Annotated in this window: 19 protein-coding genes; 4 read left to right on the top strand and 15 right to left on the bottom strand. The window is 52.6% G+C overall.

Going from position 1 to position 22911, the window contains the following annotated elements; translation table 11 throughout:
• Positions 1–109: 109 nt before the first annotated feature.
• Complete coding sequence (locus tag RI501_RS03245; RefSeq protein WP_313820334.1) at positions 110–985, bottom strand: LysR family transcriptional regulator; 876 nt, start codon at positions 983–985, stop codon at positions 110–112.
• A 113-nt stretch (positions 986–1098) separates the two neighbouring features.
• Here RI501_RS03245 and RI501_RS03240 point away from each other — a divergent pair, with 113 nt between their 5' ends.
• Positions 1099–2130 (top strand): YeiH family protein, encoded by a 1032-nt coding sequence (locus RI501_RS03240; RefSeq protein ID WP_313820333.1) that lies wholly within the window; start codon positions 1099–1101, stop codon positions 2128–2130.
• Positions 2131–2183: 53 nt separating this feature from the next.
• Here RI501_RS03240 and RI501_RS03235 read toward each other — a convergent pair whose 3' ends face one another.
• From RI501_RS03235 to RI501_RS03215, 5 genes are all read right to left on the bottom strand, one after another.
• Complete coding sequence (locus tag RI501_RS03235; RefSeq protein ID WP_313820332.1) at positions 2184–2408, bottom strand: hypothetical protein; 225 nt, start codon at positions 2406–2408, stop codon at positions 2184–2186.
• Positions 2409–2419: 11 nt separating this feature from the next.
• Positions 2420–2614 (bottom strand): DUF3278 domain-containing protein, encoded by a 195-nt coding sequence (locus RI501_RS03230; RefSeq protein ID WP_313820331.1) that lies wholly within the window; start codon positions 2612–2614, stop codon positions 2420–2422.
• 52 nt (positions 2615–2666) lie between these two features.
• Positions 2667–3194, bottom strand: a complete 528-nt coding sequence (locus RI501_RS03225) for a DUF3278 domain-containing protein (protein ID WP_313820330.1) — start codon at positions 3192–3194, stop codon at positions 2667–2669.
• Positions 3195–3197: 3 nt separating this feature from the next.
• Positions 3198–3386 carry a helix-turn-helix transcriptional regulator gene (locus RI501_RS03220; RefSeq protein ID WP_057733694.1) on the bottom strand — a complete coding sequence of 63 codons (189 nt, stop codon included), beginning with the start codon at positions 3384–3386 and terminating at the stop codon, positions 3198–3200.
• Between the two features lie 117 nt (positions 3387–3503).
• Positions 3504–3983 (bottom strand): hypothetical protein, encoded by a 480-nt coding sequence (locus RI501_RS03215; RefSeq protein ID WP_313820329.1) that lies wholly within the window; start codon positions 3981–3983, stop codon positions 3504–3506.
• 301 nt (positions 3984–4284) lie between these two features.
• Between RI501_RS03215 and RI501_RS03210 the strand changes: the two genes are divergently transcribed.
• Positions 4285–4410 carry a hypothetical protein gene (locus RI501_RS03210; RefSeq protein ID WP_313820328.1) on the top strand — a complete coding sequence of 42 codons (126 nt, stop codon included), beginning with the start codon at positions 4285–4287 and terminating at the stop codon, positions 4408–4410.
• Between the two features lie 39 nt (positions 4411–4449).
• Here RI501_RS03210 and RI501_RS03205 read toward each other — a convergent pair whose 3' ends face one another.
• From RI501_RS03205 to RI501_RS03175, 7 genes are all read right to left on the bottom strand, one after another.
• Positions 4450–5136 (bottom strand): hypothetical protein, encoded by a 687-nt coding sequence (locus RI501_RS03205; RefSeq protein WP_313820327.1) that lies wholly within the window; start codon positions 5134–5136, stop codon positions 4450–4452.
• 347 nt (positions 5137–5483) lie between these two features.
• Positions 5484–7019, bottom strand: coding sequence for a multicopper oxidase family protein (locus RI501_RS03200; RefSeq protein ID WP_313820326.1), 1536 nt, complete (start codon positions 7017–7019; stop codon positions 5484–5486).
• A 174-nt stretch (positions 7020–7193) separates the two neighbouring features.
• A complete protein-coding gene (locus tag RI501_RS03195; protein WP_313820325.1) occupies positions 7194–8537 on the bottom strand; it encodes a collagen binding domain-containing protein in 1344 nt (447 codons plus the stop codon).
• Positions 8538–8693: 156 nt separating this feature from the next.
• Positions 8694–9098 (bottom strand): iron-sulfur cluster biosynthesis family protein, encoded by a 405-nt coding sequence (locus RI501_RS03190; protein ID WP_313820324.1) that lies wholly within the window; start codon positions 9096–9098, stop codon positions 8694–8696.
• Between the two features lie 131 nt (positions 9099–9229).
• On the bottom strand, positions 9230–9598 hold the full coding sequence (locus tag RI501_RS03185; RefSeq protein WP_057733709.1) for a GntR family transcriptional regulator: 369 nt from the start codon (positions 9596–9598) through the stop codon (positions 9230–9232).
• 30 nt (positions 9599–9628) lie between these two features.
• Complete coding sequence (locus tag RI501_RS03180; RefSeq protein ID WP_313820323.1) at positions 9629–11452, bottom strand: FtsX-like permease family protein; 1824 nt, start codon at positions 11450–11452, stop codon at positions 9629–9631.
• Positions 11453–11466: 14 nt separating this feature from the next.
• Positions 11467–12222, bottom strand: a complete 756-nt coding sequence (locus RI501_RS03175; protein WP_313820322.1) for an ABC transporter ATP-binding protein — start codon at positions 12220–12222, stop codon at positions 11467–11469.
• Positions 12223–12408: 186 nt separating this feature from the next.
• Between RI501_RS03175 and RI501_RS03170 the strand changes: the two genes are divergently transcribed.
• Both RI501_RS03170 and RI501_RS03165 read left to right on the top strand, forming a co-directional pair.
• The gene (locus tag RI501_RS03170) at positions 12409–13362 is read left to right on the top strand and encodes an aldo/keto reductase (protein WP_313820321.1); all 954 of its coding nucleotides are present in this window, start codon (positions 12409–12411) and stop codon (positions 13360–13362) included.
• Between the two features lie 292 nt (positions 13363–13654).
• Positions 13655–15517: a subtype A tannase gene (locus tag RI501_RS03165; protein WP_313820320.1), complete on the top strand. Its 1863-nt coding sequence runs from the start codon at positions 13655–13657 to the stop codon at positions 15515–15517.
• A 236-nt stretch (positions 15518–15753) separates the two neighbouring features.
• On the opposite strand, the gene RI501_RS03160 is transcribed toward RI501_RS03165, so the two are convergent.
• Positions 15754–21924 carry a DUF5776 domain-containing protein gene (locus RI501_RS03160; RefSeq protein ID WP_313820319.1) on the bottom strand — a complete coding sequence of 2057 codons (6171 nt, stop codon included), beginning with the start codon at positions 21922–21924 and terminating at the stop codon, positions 15754–15756.
• A 42-nt stretch (positions 21925–21966) separates the two neighbouring features.
• Positions 21967–22896, bottom strand: a complete 930-nt coding sequence (locus RI501_RS03155; RefSeq protein WP_313819825.1) for an IS30-like element ISLpl1 family transposase — start codon at positions 22894–22896, stop codon at positions 21967–21969.
• Positions 22897–22911 lie beyond the last annotated feature (15 nt).

The following is a 22911-nucleotide window of genomic DNA, read 5'->3' as shown; positions in this document are numbered from 1 at the left end:
TATTGCTATTCTACAGGGTTTATTATTAATTGTCTAATAATAAGCTCACTTAACAAACTATCGGAGCAGCGCGCCGAGGGCCAGGGCTTCGATGTTCTACCTTTGCCTCCTATCGGAGCTGAGCGGCGAGCTGGGCGTAGTCCGCCGCAAAAAAGCTATCCTTGACGTAGACTAAGTCCAAATCGTGTTCCAAGCGTCCGGAAGCTAAGGGCAGTTCGACCAGCTGACCCGTGGCGAGTTCGGCCTGGACCACGGACCGGTAGACAAAGCTGACCCCCACGTCGGCCAATAACAGTTGGCGAATCGCCGCCGGGTGGTTGACCGTGATGACCTGCGGAAAGTCTGCCAGACTGACGTTGGCGGCCTGCGCCAGGTGCAGTAAGATGTCCCGGCTACCCGATCCACCTTCCCGGATAATCAGTGGGTAATTGGTCAGATCGGCCCAGGTCACCCGCGTCAATTGGGCCAACGGCGACGTGGCCCCCACGATACCCACGAAGGGTTCGTGGCGAATCACCTGGTAGTCGAAGGCGTGCTTTTCAAAGTTTCCTTCAATTAAGGCAAAGTCGCTGGTTCCCGTTTGGAGGGCCCGTAGCGCCGTTTGGGTGTTCGTAATCTGACAATTAATTTGCCGATAACTGCCTTGCGCTTGTAGTACACGCACCAACTGGGGCGCTAAGAATTCACTGATGGACAGGGTGGTACTAAAGGTCAGTTGTCGTTGCTGCCCCGGTTGGCGCAAGTCGTTGAGTAACTTGGTCGACTGAGCCTGAGTCCGCTGAATGAACGCGGCTAGTTGTTGGCCAGCCGTCGTGATGGTCAGATACGGGCGCTGATAATGGACCAACGGCACCCCGACTTCGGTCTCTAGACTCTTGATTTGTTGAGAAACGGCCGGTTGGGTGATAAATAATTCCTCGGCCGTACGGGTATAGGATTTCGTGGCGACCAGAACCCGAAAGGTTTGATAGCGTTGATCAAACATATGAAAGCACCTCATCATTAGCTAGATTTATGGAAACATCAGAAATAACAATTTTATCTTATGATACCACTCCGGTATACTCAATTTATCGATTTGAGAGGAGAAAATTGCTGATGTTAGAAATTCGAACGACCTTAGCGTCCCGACCATTCTGGGGGGCCGCCGTGATCACGTTGATCTGTGCCGTGGCCGGTAGCGAACTGGCCCAACTGCCCTACCTCAATCTAGTGGGGGCTTTGGTCATCGCCCTACTCTTGGGGATGGCTTGTCAGGTCCGGCCCCAACTGGTAACCCCCAACCTGGCCGGAATCGGCTTCATTTCCAATAAGTTCTTGCGTTTAGGTATTATTTTATTAGGCTTCAAATTGAACTTAATCCAACTGGCCAGCGCCGGGGTCAAGACCATCACCTTGGCCGCCGTCGTGGTTACCGGGATGATCTTACTGACCTACAACCTGAGCCGGAAGATGGGGGTCGAAAAGGACCTGGCCATCTTGACGGCCACCGGGACCAGCATCTGTGGGGCCGCCGCCGTCATGGGCGTGTCGCCACAGATCAAGGTGCCCGCCGAAAAGGCCGAACAACAACGGGAAAACGAAGTCCTGGCCGTGGCCATCGTCGCCATCTTGGGGACCGTCTTTACCTTGATTGAAATCGGCTTAAAGCCGCTCTTGCACCTGACCGCCGTTCAATTCGGGGTCATGACCGGGGGCTCACTACACGAAATCGCCCACGCGGTCGCCGCCGGGAGCGCCGGTGGTCCGGTCAGTCTGGACACCGCCATCATCACCAAGTTATCCCGGGTGCTCCTGTTAGCCCCGGCCGCCGTGATCATCGGGCTGTGGTACCAAAAGACGACGCCGCAAGCCAACACGGACGCCAACGCTAAGTTACCGATTCCTTGGTTCATGGCCGGCTTCATCCTGACCAGTGTCATCGGTACCTTTATTCCCTTGGGGGACGCTGTCGTCGCTGGGCTGGTCAAGTTGGCCTACATCTTCTTGGGGATGGCCATGGCCGCCCTGGGGATGAGCGTGAACTTCAAGGTCATCGCCCACCGCGGTAGTCGACCATTCTTAGCCGCCACTTTAGCTTCCGTAGTCTTAATGACCTGCGTCACGATTGCCAGCAAGCTGTTCTTCTAATAACCACGTTTTGAAAAGCGCGACCCGCCCACTGCGGATCGCGCTTTTTTTGATTACCTTAACCGATGCAACTGTTTCTTCTGGTCTTTAGTAAACAGGTAAACGGCTAACAGGCCCACCCAGAAGAACACTAACAAGCGACTCGTTTGGCCCGCCACGCGCCACCTTAACGCCCGCAATCGCCGGGTGTAATGAGCAGCGTCGACCTCTTCGACGGCTAATTTTAACCGATTAACGGCCCGGCTCAACCACCATTCGACCAGCAAGATCACCAGCAAATTACTGCCGATCAGTCCCCTAAAACCAACGTCGTTGAAAACCGCAACGTGGCGAGTAACGCTACCAGGTTCGACAGTAACAAGTATCCCCATAGGACCTGAAAGGTGCGGTTGCCTAGCCGATTGAGTTCGGCCACCCGGTACTCGTCTAACACGCCATGAATGTGGTAAAAATGCTGCAATGTCCATAGATAACCCTGAGTCATAACCTGCTCCCCCCGTCGATCGTTGTTTGCACTGGTCGCCCGTACCGCGCCGTCACTCGACAATCTTCAAGTGTAACCGCCAAACCACGTACATCCAGACGCCAAAGAACACGCCCCCGCTTAAGCCGGTGCCGTAGAAGCCGGGTGAGGTAAAGGTCGCCACTAGGCTGGTCCCGTCAAACCACCAATCCATTAAGCTCTGCGTCAGCAACGTGATTCCGAAAAAGTAGAGGCCCGCGCCCAAGGCCCGCCAACGCAACCGCTTCACCCGCTGGGGCAACTCGGCCGCCGTAATCTCAACATCATCTAACTTAAGTTTCCGTAAGACCCCGATCAGCACGCCAATCACGATGGCCACGACCACTAAATTGGCAAAGATGGCGACGGTCAGGACTTGCTCGGCGGGCACCTTCACCAGGGCAACCATGAGAGCCAAATCGCCCAATAGTAGGTACCCCATGAGCCACAGAAACATCACGTTGCCTAAATGATTGATCTTTTGTAATTTGTACTCGTCCAACACGCCGTCGATGCCGTAGAAACGCTTGACCAACCGGACGTATAAACTCGATTTCCCCATACGTCATTCCTCCCAGAATAAGCTGTTTAAATCCGTCCCTAGGGCCTTAGCGATACCCAAACACAATTTGAGTGACGGATTATATTTCCCATTTTCGATCAAATTAATGGTTTGCCGCGCGACCCCCACGGTCTGCGCAAGCTTCAACTGCGACAATCCCCGTTGTTGTCGATAGTCTTTGACGTGGTTCATGGCCCGCCACCTTTCGAAATGTCACTTATAATTGACACTTTTAGTTTACCCGTGGTTGCCAGTCGTGTCAACTATATATGACATTTGGTCATCAAAAAAGAGCTGCTCGGTGGCAGCTCAATCAATAATTGTTAAATGTTCCCGCCAGGTTTGATAGGTGTCAACGGCAAGTAATCCCGCGACCACGACACTAATACCTAGCGTCACCCGCCAATCAGCGACCGGTAACATGGTTCCCCAGAGAACCAGGGCTACGCCACCGCCCAGGTTCATCGCCCGGCGCCGTAATCGCCGCACCCGCTCTGCGTACTCTTGCCGGGTCGTTCGCAACTCGCGCAGTCCCAGCTGCTTGGCAAGATGACGGAACCACAAACCGCCACCACCGATGCCGACCCATAATCCGCACCACAGCCAACTGGTACTGCCCCCGTCACTAGCCGTTACTCCCCACGTCGTGACGCCCAGACCTGCCAGTAGAATCACTAACCCATTACTGGCGGTCCGGTTAAGCTGAGCAATCTGCTTCGGCGTAATCGTTTCGTCCTCAATTCCATAAAAATACTTGATCAAAATAACCACTAAATTAATATTAGACACGTCTAACTCCCCACTAGGTACTTCCCCCTACCCCAATCACGTTCTCGGTCACAACTTGAGCAGGCCTCTCTTGGATGCCTAACCCCACAACTTTAAACTAGTGTACCAATTCCCACTAAATTTTCCAACTCAATACAGCGCCGACTATCCGCTTAGCCAATGGCTAATCCATTGGCTAATTATTCAATTAAATAACTTACAATAAGTATTGGCAATCCGCGCAATTACTGATAGTTGCCATAGACATTGAGGCTAAACTAATTTATCATAGATGAATCAATCGTACTGGGGGAAACTAAACTTGATAAACGTCTTAACCACCTTTTACTTATTCGATTCACTCTATTACTTAGTGGTCTTCGCTGGTCAAATCGCCATCATTATCGGCATCGTCTGGCTGATTCGCCGACTCCTTAAACATAAATAACGGGCACCCTGAAGTACGGGAGCCCGTTTTAGGACGACTTTAGCTGAGTAATTCTGGCCCCACGATCGCATTAGTGTAGAGCCACCGACAAAGCGGCTCCGCAGCGGCGTGCCGATAAAAGTCATGAAGCACCCTTTGAAAAGCTACTTGCTGGTCGTCTGCCACCATCAGCAGTCCCGCCCCCCGCTTGGCTAGCACCTGATTGCCTACCAGAAAAGCAGTTTCCAGGTTGCCATCGCTAAATAATTGCTGGTGCAACAGGTAAGCCAGTGTTTGTAACGCTCGGTCAGTATAATCGCTATGGATTAACCGCAGATCTAGTAAATCCTTCTGCACGGCGGCTTGCTGGGGTAGGGGCAACCGGACCGCTTGCGTCCCCAGGTTCACCACGGGCATCTTCCGCAGCTCCCCGCCACCTAACCCGATGCCGGCGGTCACCAGGTCGTTGATGTGGCTAAACGTCAAGAGGTCAAAGCCTTCCGGTGAACCAGTAATGAAAGCGACCGCGGTTCGTAGATTTAACAAGCGCTGCACCACGGCATCATTGAGTTTGCGGTTGGTTAATCTTCCTTGCAGAAAGGCGTTCACCTGCGCAAACGGTGTCTTGGAATCCGTCAACCGCAAGAGCGCTGCAACCAAACTCACCTGATTACGAATTAATAACTGTTGCTGCTCAAACCGACTGATATGATAGCGTCCCTGCGGGTAACTAGCTTTAGCGTCCATGAACCAGACCGTCCTTTCCATCCATCATCCAATTGCTCCGTCCAATGGCTCTGATTATCTCTATTATAGCTAAATCTTTCTCACCCAAACATTAAAACAGCCTTCAACCAGTAAAAGCTTACGGTTGAAGGCTGTTATTTGGTTAGCATAGAAGATTCAATGAAAATTTGGCGGTATCCGTGAGTGGTGAGCTCACGAATCGTTGGCGCCATCTGTGGCCGCCGAAACGTGCTTATCAGGGGCAACGGGTTCCGCTTAATTCCACTAACGGAATCACCCCCTAAGACCGGGGATAAACCCGTTAGCGGCCTTAATGCTCGCCCGCTGACCGCCCCTGAACGCACTCTTTACATCTTCATCCCCATCTTATCGTACGAACTCATTCCGGCTAAGTGGAGGTCCTTGACGTCGACGCCCCGTTCCTTGGCGAACGCGTTCATCAGCGTGTCCATATCCATCAGCTTGTAGGTCTTTGGCTGGGCCGGATCATAGGCCTCAATTTGGGCCATCATCCCACCATCTTCGTGTTCGATAATGTGACAGTGATACATGAAGACCCCCGCCTTTTCGAACCGAACCTTGAGCCGGACCGTTTCACCCGGGTTAACCCCGACCGTGTCCTTGTAGCCCCGTTCGTTCGGGTACGGTGCCTTACCGTTACGGGAGACCACCAAGAATTGGGTCCCGTGCATGTGGAAGGGATGCACCATGCCGCTGTCCATCTCATTGCTGTTGGTCACATCCCACAGTTCGACGTTCCCTACTCGTTGACGTGCATCAATTCGTTGCATATTGAACTTCTTACCGTCAATCATGACGTATTCGTCCATTCCCGCCATAACGACCTTCCGAACGGGCGTATTAGGCGTGACTTCCGGATCCAGAATGTCGACCAAATGGTCCGGCAACGTCACGTCTTCGCGTTGATAGTCGTGAATCCGAAACTTTACTAGTGGCGTATCGTCGGAGTACAGTGTGACTGTTTCGCCCGGCTTGACACTGCCGAAGTCCACGATGATTTCGGCCCGTTCGGCACAGGTCAACATCAGGTGGGTAAATTTAACGGGTTCGGGCATCACACCACCATCGGACGCAACCTGGGTAAATGGCAAGTCGTGGCTAAAATGCAGCCGCCATTCGCGCCGGTTAGCACCGTCCAGAATCCGCAGCCGTAGCCGTTGAGTGGTGACGTCAAAGTACGGGTTGATGGTCCCGTTGATCATCGCCGTGGGGCCTTGAACGCCATCGGGATCGTAGTCTTGATTGTAGTCCCACTGGTTATCCTCGTGGAACCGGCGATCCTGTAAGACCAACGGAATGTCGTCGACCCCGTAGTTTCGCGGAAACGGCAATTTAGCTTCTTGATCGTCGGTGACCAGCACCATGCCGGCCAGTCCGTGCCAGACCTGTTCGGCCGTGGATGGACACGGGTGCGCGTGGAGCCACAATGTCGCGGCGGGTTGGTCCACCGTGAAATCAATGTGCCGCGTCTCTCCCGGGTACACGGGCGCGTGGCACCCACCGTCAGTGTACGGTCCTGGCACGTTTAACCCGTGCCAGTGGAACGTCGTCAGTTCCGGCAGGCTATTCTTCAAATCAATGTGCATGGTCTTCCCCTTCGCAAACACCAGGGTTTGACCTAACAGAGCCGTGTTGTACCCCCAAGTCTTGGTCTTCTTGCCCGGGAGTAACTGGGTTTCGCCGGCTTGGGCTTCGACCGTGTAATACGTATCCGTCGCAGTTTCCTTGTCCGGTTGCAACAATGGCGGAATCCGTAGCGCCATCTCGGGCGCATCGGCGACCTCCAGCGGAACGTAGCCCCCATCGTGGGTGTTGTACGCTGGTTCGTCAAAGAAATAATCGGTATAAGTTGGTTTAGTCATCTGGTTCTAGACGCCCCTTCCTCAGATTTATTGACTCTTGGCTCCCCCTCATCATACCGCAATTTCGGAACGGCGGTGTAACCGTTTTTTTATGATACCGGTTTCCGTCACACCCCACCAAGTCACAAAAAAAGTTCGATCCCCTGATCGAACTTTCTTAGTAACTCATTGATATTAGAAATGACGCCGAATAACCGCCGCCGTTGTGACCATCAGGAGGCTCAAACCGGCGAATGCTGCCCAGTTCCAACCCACTTGTTCGTTGGTTTGGGGTAACTTAGTCCCGTTGTGGGCCCGTTTAGCGTGGCTTTGGGTGGCCACGACTGGTTTAACGGCTTGTGCTTTAGTAGCCGCAGCGGTTTTAGCCTTCTGCGTCTTGGTTTTAGCCGTTACCTTAGCGGGCTGCTTCTTCGCAGCTTCTTCCTTTTCCCGAGCCGCTTCTTCGGCCGGTGTTTCGGTCCCGGCATCCACGTCAATGGTCCCGGTCCCCGGATCAGTAATATCGGTATTCCCGTTTTCGTCGATGTCCCCATCGCCGTCTTTATCTTCGTTACCGTCCTTATCGACGTTGTTCCCGTTACCGGAACCGGAATTGGTACTGGACGTCGACACTTTACCGTTCGCCTTTTCGGAGTTCGGCGTTCCCGACGTTCCGCCACCCCAGGTCATCGTAGCCTGATTGGTGAAGACGTAGCCACTGTGAATCAAGGATGGGTCATCAACTTTGGTGTAGTAGTCGATGGCGTACATATCGTTCACTGTGTCCTTAAACTTCAAGGTAAAGCCTTCGTCCGTGTAGTTGACCGTATACTCATCGGCGGCCAAGGCGGGCGTTTCGCGCTTATAAGAGGTCGGGCTGACCCAGTAAGCCTTGGAGACCGTGACATCGTGAATCATGGTCTGGTGCGCGCCAATCGTGTCTTCGACCTTCAGGTTCTTCATTTCCAGCTCTTGCCGGTTGACCAACACCGTCCATCTGACGGTATTGTTATCCTGAATAACCCCCTTCTTGGAGAGGTTAGCCAAATCTTCCACGATATTGATTTTGTCGTGGTGGTTGTTCGGGAAGTTCACGTCTTGTTCCCCGTAATTAGTTCCCGCGTATTTGGTGGCGATCTTTAGATCCAGCACCTTGTTATCCAGATTTTCCACCTTTTCGTTCAAGGTGATTTCGATGCTGTTGCCGCCCTTGGCGACATGTCCGGTCCCAATCACCGTCTCACCATCGGGACCCGTCACGTCAAAGGTGCTTTCCTTAGATGATTTCAAATTATCGGGCAACGGGATCGTAATCTTGTCGCCATTATGTAGGGCGGTACTGCCAAATTCTAAGTGATATTCCACGTTGATGGTATCTACTAGCTTAAAGTCTGGTCCGTTGGTCACCTTAGCGGACGTGACGTACGGGCTACCGTCAATCGTGGCCGCCTGTGCGTGTGTCGTCCGTCCACAAACGACCAACGCAAGCAAACTAACCAAAGCGATTAGCCATTTAGTGAAGCGATGGTTATTCCGCAAAAAAATCCCCTCCTAAAAGTTGTTCTCGGGGTTAAGTATACCCGTGAGCTAACACCGATTGCAAGGGACGACCGGGAAACTTTGGTCATATACCGTCCACTATCCCATCAAAAAACGGAACCCGCTCCCGCGACTTCCGTTTCTGATTCTATTCTGTTAGCAAATTCGCGTGCCTAAGGTTTGCATTTCTTTCTTTAAATCCAGCTTGGATTTTTCCGCGGCCGTGTAGGTAATCAGTCCCACCGCGCTATCCAGCATCCCGCTATCGTCCTTCAACGCTAACTGGTTGTGAACCCGGTCCAAGTTTAGACCGTTGCCCAAGTAAATGGCATCATTTTGGTTCGTCCGCATCTGGTAGCCGGCGTTGTTCTCAATCACTAATTGATAATCGGGATCTTCGGCCGTTAACGCGACCAGCTGGAACTTATTGCCGATGGCACACGACCCACCAATGGTCGAGTACTTGTTCGACCCATCGTCGGTCACCAGTAATAAAATACTGCCGGCCGTGACGTGGGCTGCCAAATAGTCCTTCGCTGCGTCTTTGATCTTGATGTCCATGTGAAGTCCCTCTTTCTCTGTGCTAACAATTAAATTGCGTACAATTATTTTATACACCGCTTGACCGCGTTTGTAAACTCATTAGCTCACAGAAAAAGGGTGATTGCCCTGATGCACAATCACCCTAGCCTTCAGTCCTGGTACGCCCGTTGAATCAGCGCAATGACTTCCGCTTCCGATAAATTTAATTTTTTAGCCTCGCTGGTAAAACGACTCACGTACCGGTCGTAGAACTGGGCGCGCCGCTTCTCACGGATCATCTCCGCGGCGTTGGCCGTCACGAACATCCCCACCCCCCGGCGTTTTTCAATCATCCCCGCCGCAACCAACTGGTTGATCCCTTTGAGGACGGTTGCCGGATTGATGTGAAATTCTTTGGAGACCTCCGTGGTGGAAGGCACCTGTTCGCCCGCCTGATAGACCCCCGTGAAGATTGCTTCTTCAACCTGTTCGGCCACTTGTAAATAGATGGGTTCTGGACTATCAAAATTAAATCTCATGTTTTATCTCACATTCTTCTTGAACTCGTCTTAATCCCGCGCTACGTCGCGTGGCATGACCAAGTTAAGGTATAACCCTAAGGTAATCACGTAATAAATGACGTACAGCCCGATGAAGATGGCAAAGGTGGTGCCGATTCCCAAGTAAGGACTCATGGGTTTGCCCATCAACGGCTTAAACATCTGTAACCCGAACAAGACATCGATTACTCCCATGATACCAGGAATCGCGAATAAAATCCCGATTTCTTTTGCCAGACTACCGCGCATTAAGCCTCGCCGGACCCCGACCTTATTGAGCATCGCGTAACGCCGTAAATCGCCGGGGGCACCGGACAAGATCTTGAACATTAAGCAGGACGCCAGCATGGCCAGGAAAGCAATCCCTAAGAAGTAGCCGATAAATTCTAACCCGCCGAAGATCCCGTTCATCATTTCAAACGATTGGTAAGTCCCGATGGTTAACTGAGACGCCGTCTGGGGAAACCGGCGTTGTTCGCTGCGATCGAGTTGTTTCAGCACCGTCAGGTCATCGGCCATGTGCTTCACGCGCACCGTGGTAACCCGGTAAGTTGCCCCCTTGAGTTGTTTAAAGGCCGTCGCACTCACGATTTTAGGCGCCGCAAAATCGCCTAACTTGTTGGGATTCAACATGATGAAGTCAAGTTGGGTGGCCCCACTAGTCTTGAACTTGGCCAGGGGTTCCGTGTAGAAGTGCGGTTGGCCGTTGGTACTACTCTGCATGCTCTTGATCAGTTGGAACGGTTGGGCCTTTAATTCGGCCGCGTTGTAGTAGGTGGTCTTGCCCTGAACCTTCTGGGTGTAGGTGGCCTGGTGCGCCACGTGAAGTTGCTTAATCAGACGCTTTTGGTGGGCGTTAGCGTCGTGGACGGCCACCGTGTAGGCGCCCAGTGAATCGGCAGTCATCGGCATTTGCCGGTGGTAGCCGGACCCCACGGTAATCGCCCCCAAGGCCATCGCAAACAGTAGCGACACGATGGTCAGCATCCGGGTGTAGTCGTGCACCCGAAAGTTCAGTTGGCCCAATAAAAAGCCGTTAAGCCGCTTTTGCGCCCAGGTCGTCCGCCGTAAGCCCCGAATTACGGCTAAGACGGCCGCGTGGAACAAGAGGTAGGTCCCTAACGTGATGGTAACCAGAGCCAACGGAATCGCCGTCATTTGCAGCTGTTCAATGGCAGCCAAGGCCCAGTACCCCACCGCCAGCAACCCGATGCCGACGAGGCCCAAAATGAACTGGCGGAACGGCCGGCTCTTGGGTTGGTTGGCCTGTTGGTCGGCGTGTAAGAGTTGTTGAACCGTGGTCCGCATCAACCGCGTCAGGTTAAACAATGACGCCAGGATGAACAGACCGATGTAGAGGACCGCCGTAAACAGAACGGCCGGCAGGTAAAAGGACGTCAGGTGGGCCAGGTGCAGCACCAGTTGGTCCAGGAGAAAGCCAACCAACAACTTGCTGACTACGATCCCCAGCACGATCCCGATGGCCGTGGCAATGGTCCCCAAGATTAAGGTTTCCAAGAAAACCAGTTGACCGACCCGGCGGCGTTTAGCCCCCAGCATCATGAACAGCCCGTAATCGTGTTGCCGCATGCTCAGTAAGAATGAGTTGGCGTACATAATGTAGACAATGGTAATCAACGCCAATAGAACCGCCCCGAAGCCAAAGACTACGCTCGCGGATTTGACCACGGCGTTGGCCTTGATGAAGGCCTGGTTGGTCGCGAGGTTGGCGAACATGTAGAAGATGGCCGCCGACATGGTCAGCCCGGCCAGTAGGACCAGGTAATCGCGGCGCCGGTTCTTCACCCCGGCTAAAGCTAATTTCGTTAACATCTGTTGCGTTCCCCCTATTCGCTAAACGTCCCCAGTTCGGTCAGGACTTGTTGGTAAAAGTCCTTGCGGTCCAGCTCCCCCCGTTTGAGTTCGGAGCCAATCTGCCCGTCCTTGATAAACAAGATGCGTTGGCAGAAGCTGGCGGAGAACGGATCGTGGGTCACCAGTAACACGGACATGTGCTGGTCGCGGTTGATCGTGGTCAGTAAGTCCAATAACTCGCGCGCACTGGTCGAATCCAGTGCCCCGGTGGGTTCGTCCCCCATCAAGATCGACGGTTGGTGCACGATGGCCCGTGCGGCGGCGACCCGTTGCTTCTGACCCCCGGAAAGTTGCGCCGGGTACTTCTTTAAGAGGTCCGTAATCGATAAGGTCGCGGCCACGGATTGAATCGCCTGGTCCATGACCTTCGATGGCGTGCCCTGTAAGGCTAACGGCAGGCCGATGTTTTCTTCAGCGGTCAGGCTTTCCAGCAGGTTAAAGTCTTGGAAGATGAACCCGACTTCTTGGGCCCGAAAATCCGAAAGTTGGTTGCCCCGCATCTTGGTGACGTCGTGACCGTTGACGATCACGTCCCCCTTGGTAGGCGTGTCCAGCGTAGATAGCATGTTCAGCAAGGTGGTCTTCCCCGAGCCCGACGCCCCCATGATGCCGACAAATTCCCCCTCGGCTACCGAGAAGTTCAAGCCCTTTAAGGCGGTGTACGGCCGCTCACCGGCCTTACCGTAGGTTTTTTCTAAATGATGCACGTCAACGACTGTCTTCGTCATGTTGATTTCCCCCGTTTGTTAGTTCATTGGTTAGTTACTTGTGTAATTAACTATACTGTTGAAATTTGAAAAGTCAATAAGTAATTTTAGTTAACCACGATGTTTAGGCGCGATTACTAGGGCCCTTATAGCTTTGGGTGTAGACTAGATTTGTATTGGATGAACCAGAAAGGAAGGATTTTTAGCATGAAACAACTTAACTTAGGTGGCACCGACTGGCAAGCTTCTGCCGTTGCCCTGGGCATCATGCGCATTGCCGATCTTTCAGTCGCCGACGCCGCTAAGGCCCTAGAAGCCGCTCACGACGCGGGCATCACCTACATCGACTCCGCGGACATTTACGGGGACGGTGCGTCAGAGAAGAAATTCAAGGAAGCCTTGGCTGCCTCAAACTTGTCGCGCGACGACTTTTACATTCAATCTAAGGGTGGCATTGTCTTAGACCCCGCCCGTAGTCACGACGGCTTGGTCTTCGGGAAGCGCTACGACTTCTCCAAGCAACACCTCTTGGATGCCGTGGATGGTATCCTCTCCCGGATGGGCGTGGATTACCTGGACGCCTTCTTGCTGCACCGGCCGGACCCGTTGATGGAACCTGAAGAAGTGGCGGACGCCTTCAACACGCTCCAACGTGAAGGTAAGGTACGCCACTTTGGGGTTTCCAACTTCAACGTTCAGCAATATCTGATGGTCCAAGACGCGGTCGACCAGAAGTTGATGTTCAATCAACTGCAATTCGGACCCGCCCATACCGGCATGATTGACGCCGGTATGCACGTCAACATGGAAGACAAGTGGGCCGTCGACCACGACGGGGGTATGTTGGAGTTTGCTCGACGCCACCACGTCACCATCCAGGCTTGGTCCCCGTTCCAATACGGGCTTTTCGCCGGGATGATCATCAACGATCCAAAATATCAAAAATTAAATGACGAGCTGCAGAAGTTAGCCGATAAGTACGGTGTCTCCAAGAACGGCATTGTGATTGCCTGGATCTTGCGGCATCCGGCTAATATTCAAGTCCTGTTGGGCACCATGAACCCCGCCCACATCGCCGACAGCGCAGCCGGTGCGGACGTGACGTTGACCAAGCAAGAATGGTACAACGTCTACTTCGCAGCGGGCAACACGTTACCTTAATCACCGGTGTTTGGTTTTATCCAGTTAGGGTAGCTCAACTGGATAAAACTAAACGGACACGTCAAACCCATTGATCTAAAAATTCGACCAGCTGAACGGCTGATCGAATTTTTTTATAGTTATTTAAAGCTTGGCCATGCTAAAATTCACATCAGGAGATGATTATTCCTAGACAAACCGATTCTTGGTGTGACTAATCTAAGAAAAAGTCGCTTTTTGCACTGATTTTTAGCGATGAAGGCGTACGTAATACGCCCAATAACAAAGTCAGATATTGTAGAGGAGCTTGACAATGACATTCAACAAGGTATTGCCTCTGATGAGCGGCCTATTGATTATTAGTGTGGGGTTAGGTGCTTGTGGCCAAGCAACCACCAAAACGAAACACAAAACCAGTACGGCGGCTCAAGTGGCGAAAGCGACCAAACAGACCGTCACCAAGGCAGACGTGACCAACGCCAAAAAGTTGTTAATCAATCACAAAAAATGGCGCTACAATGCGACTAATAAAGTGTACTATCAAGTCGGCATCAAATATGGCACGAAAACCACAAGTAGCACGTACGAATCGATGGGAATTTTTATTCCAGCTAAGTACGTCAAAGCCAAGACTAGCGGTCATCAAACTTACACGATTACGTTCAACCGCAAAGCCAAAATCAAGGGATACACAGCCAAGACTGCACCAATCGTCATGCCGGTCAATACCCCCGGCTACGCGGCCCAAGCAGCACCAACGGGTTACGATAGTAGTGCCAATAAGTACACTAAGGCCGGTTTTATCTATGTTGCCGCCGGGTGTCGCGGTTTGAATCAGTCTGACAAATCTAATGGTTCGTCGCCCTGGGGGGTAACCGACTTAAAAGCAGCCGTCCGCACCCTCCGTTTAAATCGTCAGAACATTGCGGGGAATACGAATCGGATCTTTACGTTCGGCCACAGCGGTGGTGGCGCGCAAAGTGCTTTGATGGGGGCCACGGGTGATAGTAAAAAATACACCACTTACCTAAAAGCCATTGGTGCCCCGTTGGCAACGACTACCGGCAACGCAACTAGTGACGCGGTGGCCGGTGCGATGGCGTGGTGCCCCATTACCAGTCTAGACACGGCTAACGAAGCTTACGAGTGGAATATGGGCCAATATTCTAACTCCGGAACGCGCAAACAAGGGACGTGGACCAAGGCATTGTCGAATGACATGGCGACGAGTTACGCGCAATACATTAACAAACTAGGTTTAAAAGATGCTAGTGGTCAGACGCTAACCCTCAAGAAATCAGCTAATGGCATCTACACCTCAGGAAGCTACGCAACGTATTTGAAAAAAGAAGTCGAACAATCACTGAATAACTTTTTGAAAGATACCACCTTCCCGTATAAGGCAACCAGTAATGAAGGGCCAAGTGGCGCGGCCACGCAAACTTCAGGACAGAAACCTAGTGGCAGTAAACCAACCGGTGTCACCAAGAGTGGAAGCAAGCCTTCCGGAAGTGCCCCTACTGGTGGAACGACCTCTAGTGGCAAAACTTACAAAACCGTAACCGCCTATATTAAGTCGTTAAACAAAAATGGCAAGTGGATCACGTATAATGCCAAGAAAAATACCGCCACAATCACTAGTATGAAGGCGTTCGTCAAGCACTGTAAGACGGCTTCAAAGGACGTTGGCGCATTTGACGGTTTGACACGGCAACAAACGGAAAACAAACTATTTGCGACCAGCGGAAGCAGTGCTAATCACTTCGACTCAACGATTAGTAACTTATTAACGACCAATCAAGCTAAGTACGCCAAGTTAAAAAATTATAAAACCAGTTACGCCAAGGCTTATCGCGCAGACTTAAAGAAGACTGATGCGCAAGGCAATTCAATGCAAACGCGACTGAATTTGTATAATCCACTGTACTACCTGACTAATTATTACGCTGGGTATAACACGAGTAAAGTTGCCAAGTATTGGCGAATCCGGACCGGTATTAACCAAAGTGATACTGCGCTAACCGTCGAAACAAATCTGGCCTTGACGTTACAACAAAATCAACAGGTTAAGAGCGTTGATTTTGCGACCGTTTGGGGACAAGGACACACGGAAGCAGAGCGTACAGGAAACAACGAAACAAACTTTATTAAGTGGGTCAATCAAAGTTTAAACTAATTGGGGCCTAGAAACGGTAGTATGACCTCCACAGCCACCTCACTGCATTCAGTTAAAAAGAATCTTCAATTGACTAGTTTAGCCGATTGAAGATTCTTTTTTATTGATTCCGTTCTTAATCAAGAGTTGCACCCACAGATTCTCAGTGATAATCATTTCCGATTACACCCCCAAACCGGCGTCCCACTAAACTGCGAGACGCCGGTTAGTTTGGCTGAATTTAAGTGATAACTCCGTTACTTAGGGGGCACGATGAAGCGTACTCCCCACCAGTTCATCGGGTTGACCAACGAGGTACCGGCTAACGTCACACCATGCGGTAAGCGGTAACGGGTTGTCGGTAAGGTCGCCCCGTGGTGAACCACCACGGGCCAGCGCAAACCGGCAATCTGGAATCGCCAGACCTGATGCGGTAACGTTAACCGTTGAATATTCTGTGGCCGGCCACGGTAAACCCACTGTTTGTTAGCCGTGATGTAGCGTCCGTTAGTTAACTGGTACCGGGTGGTCTGACCGTGACGAACCAGGCGTTTGACCACTAAGTGTTGGCCCTGCCGGTAATGCAAGTGCCGCCCGGTGAGTTTGATCGTGTGGTAACCGTTGATACCGCGGGCGTTGATCACCGTAATCACGCGAGTCCGGTGGTGGGGATGGTAATAGGTCGGCTGGACGTATGCAGCGCGCGTCGTGATGTACCCCACTAGACCATAAGTCTGGGAGTGGCGGTTAATGTCTCGGACCTTATACCGCCAGGTTCCGTGCCTAGATTGTCGTTGTCCCAGTACCTCAAACATTGGCTGGTGCGTCCGCGTCCGCTGCGCGTACCAGGTCAACCGGGCGTGCCGACTGAAGTTCGGTGAGAGGTACAGTCCCAACTTCTTCACCCCAGTCACCCGGAAGCGCTGAAAGCGGGCCTGATCAGCCACCGTATGCCGATGCTTCTTCCCCGAATGGTGTCCCCGGTGTTCTAATTGTCCCGTCTGTGGCTTAGCCCCGGATGTCGGTCGAACCGGATTCAGCATCGCGGAAGCGACCGCATTCGCCCAATCCTCAGCTGCAGCCTGACTAAGCGACGCGACGCTTTGACTGGTGACCACCGAACGTTCCCGTTGTGACGTGGTACTGACACTGACCTCGGCACGTGACGTCGCCTGGGCCACACTGGTTAACGTTTGTGACCGGTGCGACGTCCTGTGCTCCGCCACCGTAAGCGATGCGAGCTGACTGTCAGTTGCCTGCGACCGAGCATTCAGGCTGGCCAACGCGTCCGACACACTCAACTGGGCCACGGAATGTTGCGCTACGCTATTCACCAGTACGGTGCTGGTTTCTGCGGCTGCTTGATTCAATAAACTCGTGATTTGTGCCTGCTCCGTCGGCGTTGCGGGTTGGTGTGCGTGGACCAGACTCAAAGAGGCCGCTGAAGCAGCGCTTAATTGACTCACCGTTACGCCCAACGAGGTCAGTACACTCTGTTCACCCGCCTGTAACTGACTGGCGGTCGCCGTTAAGCTCGCCACGATGGCCTGAGACTGACTGGTGAGTGATGCTTGAACGTGCTGCTGAACATCCGCCGTGCTAGCCGCCAAGTCAGTAGATTTTTGACTCAGTGATTGCTCGCTTAAACTGGTTTGTGCTGATTGTGATAACTGACTGATGACCTGGGCGAGGTGGGTGCTAAGACTAGTTGCCACCGAGGACCACGTCCCCTGGCCAGTTTGCACCGAATCGGCCCCGCCAAGCACTTGGGAAACCCCAGCGCTCTGACTCGCTAATACCGATATTAACTGCTGGGATTGCTCACCAGCGGTACTACGCAATTGACTATCTTTGAGTTGCAGACTGGTCTGCAACGAGGTTACGGCGGATTGTCGTTGCTGCGCTTCCGACCATTGTGATTGGAGTTGCTGATCGCGTGTGGACTGTTGGGCCAGCTGACTCACTACTTGCATCGAGAGCGATAAACTGGCACTGGCCGAAGTTGTCTGACTCGCAACTATGGCCAGACTATCACTGGTCAGGCTCCGCTGTTGGGTTACGGACTGCAACGCCTGACTAACGGCGTGCATGGCCTGTCGTCCACTAGTCAACTCGGAGACCTGTGCCTGACGCCAAACTGACTGGTCACTCGCACTAGCCGCCGCCTGCGAATTCAGTGAAGCGGTGGCCCTTAACTCCCGTGAAGCTGCGCTTTGACTGGCTAAGGCAAACGACACTTGAGAACGGTCCTGAGCTAAACTGACACTGGTTTGAGTCACTGAAAGCAGGCTCAAGCTAATCACGCCACTGGTCAGGGCCAACGATGACTGAACATCGGTGGGCCGTTGCGCGAGAACGTGTTCACCGGCCGCTACCTGATCCGCCATCGAACTCGATGCCTGGTGAAAGGCTTGGGCCGCCGCCTCACTCGCCTGAGCGTACTGATGAACGATGGCTTGATTAGCTTGCTTTTGGTGAGCGATGGCTTGTTGGGCCGCGATTAGTGCCAGACTAGTGTCAATTTGTTGGTCAGTTACCCATAAGCTGGTGGCGACGTCTAGCACGGAAGCTGCCGTTAAGCTATCCCGTTGCGCCGTCAATAAGCTTTGCGTCGCAACGTTTGTTTGACTTTGCTCACTGAGACTTACCTGAGCGGAGTCCAACGCACTGAACTGCGACAACGGCGCCTGCGGATTCTGAGCAAGACTTTGTTGCACCTGCGTCCACGCGGACAATTGACTTTGACCAAACGCCGACTGTTCACTCATACTCGTCGTTATTAGGGCCTGTTGACTAGCCGCCTGGGCGAGTGATTGCTGGGCCGTGGCCGCGAGTTGGGCCGTTAAACTAGTAGTTGATTGTTGCCCACCGTCCCATTGGTGAGTCTGAGCCGCGATTTGCGTGTCCTGGTTATGCGCGGTCGTGATCAATTGGGTCTGGTGTGCAGCAATCGCCTGGGACTGCTGCTGCCAATCGTGATAATTTTCCTGCTGGTGGGTCACTTGGTCAGTAACACTCGTAGTCAGGCTCGCCAATGATTGAGAAATAGCCGTTGAGACACTTTGGTTCGCGGTCTGCAGGACCAGCGACAGGGATGCTAACGACTTAGACGTGACAAGACTGGTGTCCTGGTAGCCTTGCGAAGCCGTGACGTTTTGTTTATCAACCATCGATTGCGCACTCGTGCTGGCTTCGTAAAGCGACGTTAGCGATAACAACGAGGCGTGCAAGTTCGCTTGGCCCGCCTGTGCCAGCATGATCATTGACGCCATCGAACGATCATTAGATAGACTCACACTAGTGGTCGATAACGACTGCAGACTAAGACTATCGCCCGCACTCGCCAACGAAGCCGCTGCTGCCGACGTGAGGGACACGGTTTCACTAGCGTGTTGCCAAGCCGTTAGCTCTTGCTGAACCGACCTTTCAGCGGTCTGCATCTCCTGAGTAGCCGACTCACTGGCCGCCGCTAAGCTTTGCGTTTGGTCGACCAACAGTTGTTGTTGCGAATGAACGGCCGCACTAACCTGGGCTAATGAGTTCCGGGAGTCATCACAATGTTGCTTGGCAGTCTGACTATTCACCACCGCTAATGCGTTGGCCTGCTCCTGACTCGTGGATTGTTGTGCTAGCTGGTTGAATTCCGCGGCCATTTGTTCGCTCGCTAAGCTTAAACTGCTAGCTGCTGAGTTAGCAGCGGCCACTTGAACTTGCGGCGCTTGGGGCGTCGCCTGCAGACTGGTCTGAATTTCTGACCAAGTGGACTGTTGGGGCCACGCGATAAGGGACCGCGCACTTAGGCTGGTCTGAATCAACGACCATTGCGAGCTGGCCTGTTCTTGGGACTGTCGCTCACCGGTACTCAATGCCGTGGCTAGCCTAGATTCCGTTTGGGACTGTTGGATCCATTGTTGATCTGCCGTGACACTCTTTTGTGCTAGTGCCAAACTAGCATGGTCCAAATCAGCCTGATGTTGCGCCAGTTGATCCTGTTGAGTGGCCTGCTGAGCAGCAACCTGCTGCTGACTGGCCTTAACGCTAGCAACTGAGTTGACTATTAGTTCACGATCCACGGTGGACACACTCGCACTAGCACTTTGCAACCGGTAATCAAAGGCGCTGAGTTCCTGTTCCTGGGTCGCTAAGCTGATCTGCAGGGTTGGAAATTCTGCCAATTGCTCCTGGGCCGTTAGGGACTCAGCGCTCACACTCTCCTCTGCTAAGGAGAGCTGTGAATGCACCATCTCACCCCAAGTTGAGAGTGGTTTCAGGCTAGCTTGCATCATCGACACCTGGGATTCAACCAGCTTGGCGCTCTGACTGCTTACCGAAACGGATTGAACCGCTAGACTATCCCTGGCCGATCCCAAAGCGTGCAGTTGTTCGGACGTGGGCGTCGTCCAGGCCTGGCTGTTCCGAACGTAAGCCGCCTGTTGAAGCGCTAATGATGCCAGACTCGCATTGAGACTGTGGCTAGCCGCCGCAACTAAGTCGGCCTGACTACCAGCGTCCCGGCTCACGTGTTGCGATTGATCGGTCACCAGTGCAGCACTTTGACTTATAGCCGCCTGGTGTTTGGCCGTCGCGGCTGCCGCTTGTTGCGCAATAGCCTGACTAGCCGCAAGTGACTTGGCTAAGGCAGTCTGCTGGTGGGACCACTGCGACCACCGCTGTTCAGCTTGCCGACTCAAACTAGTCAGTCCCGACTTAAGGGCACTCCGTTGATTCGTCGTCAGCTGTGGTTGTGCAAGGCTTTGGTCGATTGCCGAGCCCATCCGCGAGTCGACCCGCGATGCCGCGCTAAGACTAGCTTCAGCCAACGAGGTCCAAACGCTGGTTTGCTGGGACGTTACCTGATTTAATAGGGTACTCTGCAGGACCAAACCGGACTGTTGATCATCAATTTGATCAACTGGCTGAGCATCAATGGCGGCCTGAGCTGAAAGACTCTCGCGCGCCGAAGTAAGTCGGTTGGCTTGACTGGCAACCAGTTGCGACAACTTAGCCAGCGACGCCGCACTATCCGCCATCACACTTAGCGATTGATCGCCGGAAAAAAGTTGACTCAGGCTCGTCGCGGCCTCCTGAACACTGGTCACCCGTTGTTGATCCACTAGGGATTGGGTGGCCGTAGCCGTTTCGAGTGACGAAAGAGCCGCTGCCTGATTGGCCACCGCCACACTGTGTTCGCTGACGCTGGCTACGACGCGAGCTTGACTGGCCACGACCATTGAGGTTTGCGACAGCGACTCATCAACGCTCGCCCGATTATCGACCACCGATGCGCGTTGAAGACTTTCACTGGTTTTAGAATTTTCTAACAGGTGCGTCGTGACCGATTGCGTCTGTTTAATCAAATCTACGATGGTTTGGCTTGTTTGGGATAAACTTTGCGCATCCGGTGCAGCAGTTTGCACCAAATTAGCTGAAACGTCCGAGGCCGACGTGAGCAAGCTCGCAATTTGTTGCGATTGGCGTTGCAGCGTACTCTGATCCGCAATTAAAGTCGCCGCCTGGCTTTGATGGGCAGCGGTGACCTTTCCCTGGCTGGCCACTGCCTGACTGCCAGCGGCGATAGCCAAACTAATTTGGCTATCTTTTCGTGAATCCACCTGACTGTTTTGGCTAGCCTGACTGCGTTTAGACTGCTCGTCTTTAACTGACTTGGCTTGTGATTCTTGATTGGCTAGCTGTTGGGCCGCCGCCTGACTCTTCTGAACCGCAACCAAAGACTGGCTGCCGGACAAGGACTGCGATTGCTGACTCAGACTAGCGATACTCTGCGAAACCAGGGAAACCGTCGCCGAATCGACCTGCGGATTCGTGGTGATGCTAGCCACGACATCCGAAGCAGCACTTTCCTGCGCCGAGATCAACCGGGAATCCATCTCTGCGTTCCGGGAGTCAAGCGCGCTCTGCGCAACCGAAACCTGAACCGCCAGACTGGTCCGCGACTTTTCCAGCGATGCCATCTGCGTTTGATCCGTTTGTGACTGGGTCAGCAAGCTCTGTTCATGATTGACCACGTTCGGCCATTGGGACGTTGCCAAACTCATCGCCTCACTAGCAGAGTGGTCCACCGACGTCAACGCACTGAGCGAGGTCTGTTGCGCCGCCACCGCTGCCGACTGGGCACAGGAACTCTCTTGTGAAATCACCTCAACCGTGGTGGTCGCCGTCACCTGTTGCCGACTAAGTGGGTCCAACAAGCTTAACTGAACGGACTTAGTCCCTGGAGTGGCCCAATCGACCGGTCCCATCGTCACGTCACTGGTCAGGTCTTTTCCCTGAGTCCCCGTGGCCGTGGCGACCAGATCCGCAACGGTCAAGGGATGTCCCGCCACCGTTGTTCCGGGTTTTCCCACTAACTTCGGTAAAAATTGGCTATTCTGGGCCGACGCAATCGTCAGGGTTCCCGTCGCTCCCATCAATTCTGCTGCTTCCGGAAGGATGTAAGGTAGATTGCAAATTTAATCCGAATTTTTGGACAAATTGGTCAGCATAACCTGATACGGTGTTTGCCAGTCGAGTATTTTAAGCGGTCGCTGGTTAATTTGGAGTAACGTCGTCGTTAAATCTTGAGCACTAATGTGCTCAAAACGAGTCCCCTTAGGATAAAAATAACGTAAATTCCGATTAAAGCGTTCATTACTACCACGTTCAGCTGGCGTATAAGCATGACAGTAATAGGTCTTAATACCATATTGTGATTCAAATGATACTAGCCCACTAAACTCAGTACCACGGTCCACAGTAAAACTGTGCACCGGTCCATTAAAAGTTGTTAGGAACTTAGTCAGTGCTTCATTAACACTCGCTGTCGTTCGATCTTTTAACCGGTATGCCCAAAGGAACCGTGATTTTCGATCGATTAAAGTTAATAAAACTGCCTTACTATGCCCACGAGGACCAACGACTGTATCTAGTTCAAAATCGCCGATGCGATTACGTTGATTAATCATCATGGGACGCTGTTCAATTGATCGCCCCAAAGATTGATTATATTTGGATCGTTGGTCAACGTTACGCCGTTGGCGTACGCCATGTTCAGGTAGATCATTCAAGGAGAAATCAATTCTCCCCTGATTTAGCCAATTATAAATAGATTTAGTAGCTAGTTTAAATTCGTGAGCAATCATTCCTGGTGACCAGCTTAGACGTAAATGGTTGAGAATTTTTTGCTTTAACTCATCGCTCAGCTTAGTTTTCCGACCACATCGTGATCGCTTGTATTCGGCATCTGTTTGTGCTAATTCAGCCTGATAAGGTTGACATCGAGATAATTCATAAGAAATTGTTGACGGTGATCGGTTCAGCCGAACGCCCATTTGGATATTGGACAGCCCTAGTTCACAAAAGGTTTCGATTTTAATTCGTTCGGAATAGGTTATACTAGACAAAAGATCAGCTCCTAA

Origin of the sequence: Levilactobacillus zymae (genome assembly GCF_032190635.1) — a bacterium.
In the GTDB taxonomy this organism is placed as follows: Bacteria; Bacillota; Bacilli; order Lactobacillales; family Lactobacillaceae; genus Levilactobacillus; species Levilactobacillus zymae_A.
Note: the sequence above shows the minus strand (reverse complement) of the source record. Positions and strands in the feature narration are given on the sequence as shown.

Excerpts from the sequence above, each read along its gene's own strand:
- RI501_RS03245 (WP_313820334.1), bottom strand. The coding sequence starts at position 985 with ATGTTTGATCAACGCTATCAAACCTTTCGGGTTCTGGTCGCCACGAAA.
- RI501_RS03240 (WP_313820333.1), top strand. The coding sequence starts at position 1,099 with ATGTTAGAAATTCGAACGACCTTAGCGTCCCGACCATTCTGGGGGGCC.
- RI501_RS03230 (WP_313820331.1), bottom strand. The coding sequence starts at position 2,614 with ATGACTCAGGGTTATCTATGGACATTGCAGCATTTTTACCACATTCAT.
- RI501_RS03225 (WP_313820330.1), bottom strand. The coding sequence starts at position 3,194 with ATGGGGAAATCGAGTTTATACGTCCGGTTGGTCAAGCGTTTCTACGGC.
- RI501_RS03220 (WP_057733694.1), bottom strand. The coding sequence starts at position 3,386 with ATGAACCACGTCAAAGACTATCGACAACAACGGGGATTGTCGCAGTTG.
- RI501_RS03205 (WP_313820327.1), bottom strand. The coding sequence starts at position 5,136 with ATGGACGCTAAAGCTAGTTACCCGCAGGGACGCTATCATATCAGTCGG.
- RI501_RS03200 (WP_313820326.1), bottom strand. The coding sequence starts at position 7,019 with ATGACTAAACCAACTTATACCGATTATTTCTTTGACGAACCAGCGTAC.
- RI501_RS03190 (WP_313820324.1), bottom strand. The coding sequence starts at position 9,098 with ATGGACATCAAGATCAAAGACGCAGCGAAGGACTATTTGGCAGCCCAC.
- RI501_RS03185 (WP_057733709.1), bottom strand. The coding sequence starts at position 9,598 with ATGAGATTTAATTTTGATAGTCCAGAACCCATCTATTTACAAGTGGCC.
- RI501_RS03180 (WP_313820323.1), bottom strand. The coding sequence starts at position 11,452 with ATGTTAACGAAATTAGCTTTAGCCGGGGTGAAGAACCGGCGCCGCGAT.
- RI501_RS03175 (WP_313820322.1), bottom strand. The coding sequence starts at position 12,222 with ATGACGAAGACAGTCGTTGACGTGCATCATTTAGAAAAAACCTACGGT.
- RI501_RS03170 (WP_313820321.1), top strand. The coding sequence starts at position 12,409 with ATGAAACAACTTAACTTAGGTGGCACCGACTGGCAAGCTTCTGCCGTT.
- RI501_RS03165 (WP_313820320.1), top strand. The coding sequence starts at position 13,655 with ATGACATTCAACAAGGTATTGCCTCTGATGAGCGGCCTATTGATTATT.
- RI501_RS03160 (WP_313820319.1), bottom strand. The coding sequence starts at position 21,924 with ATGGGAGCGACGGGAACCCTGACGATTGCGTCGGCCCAGAATAGCCAA.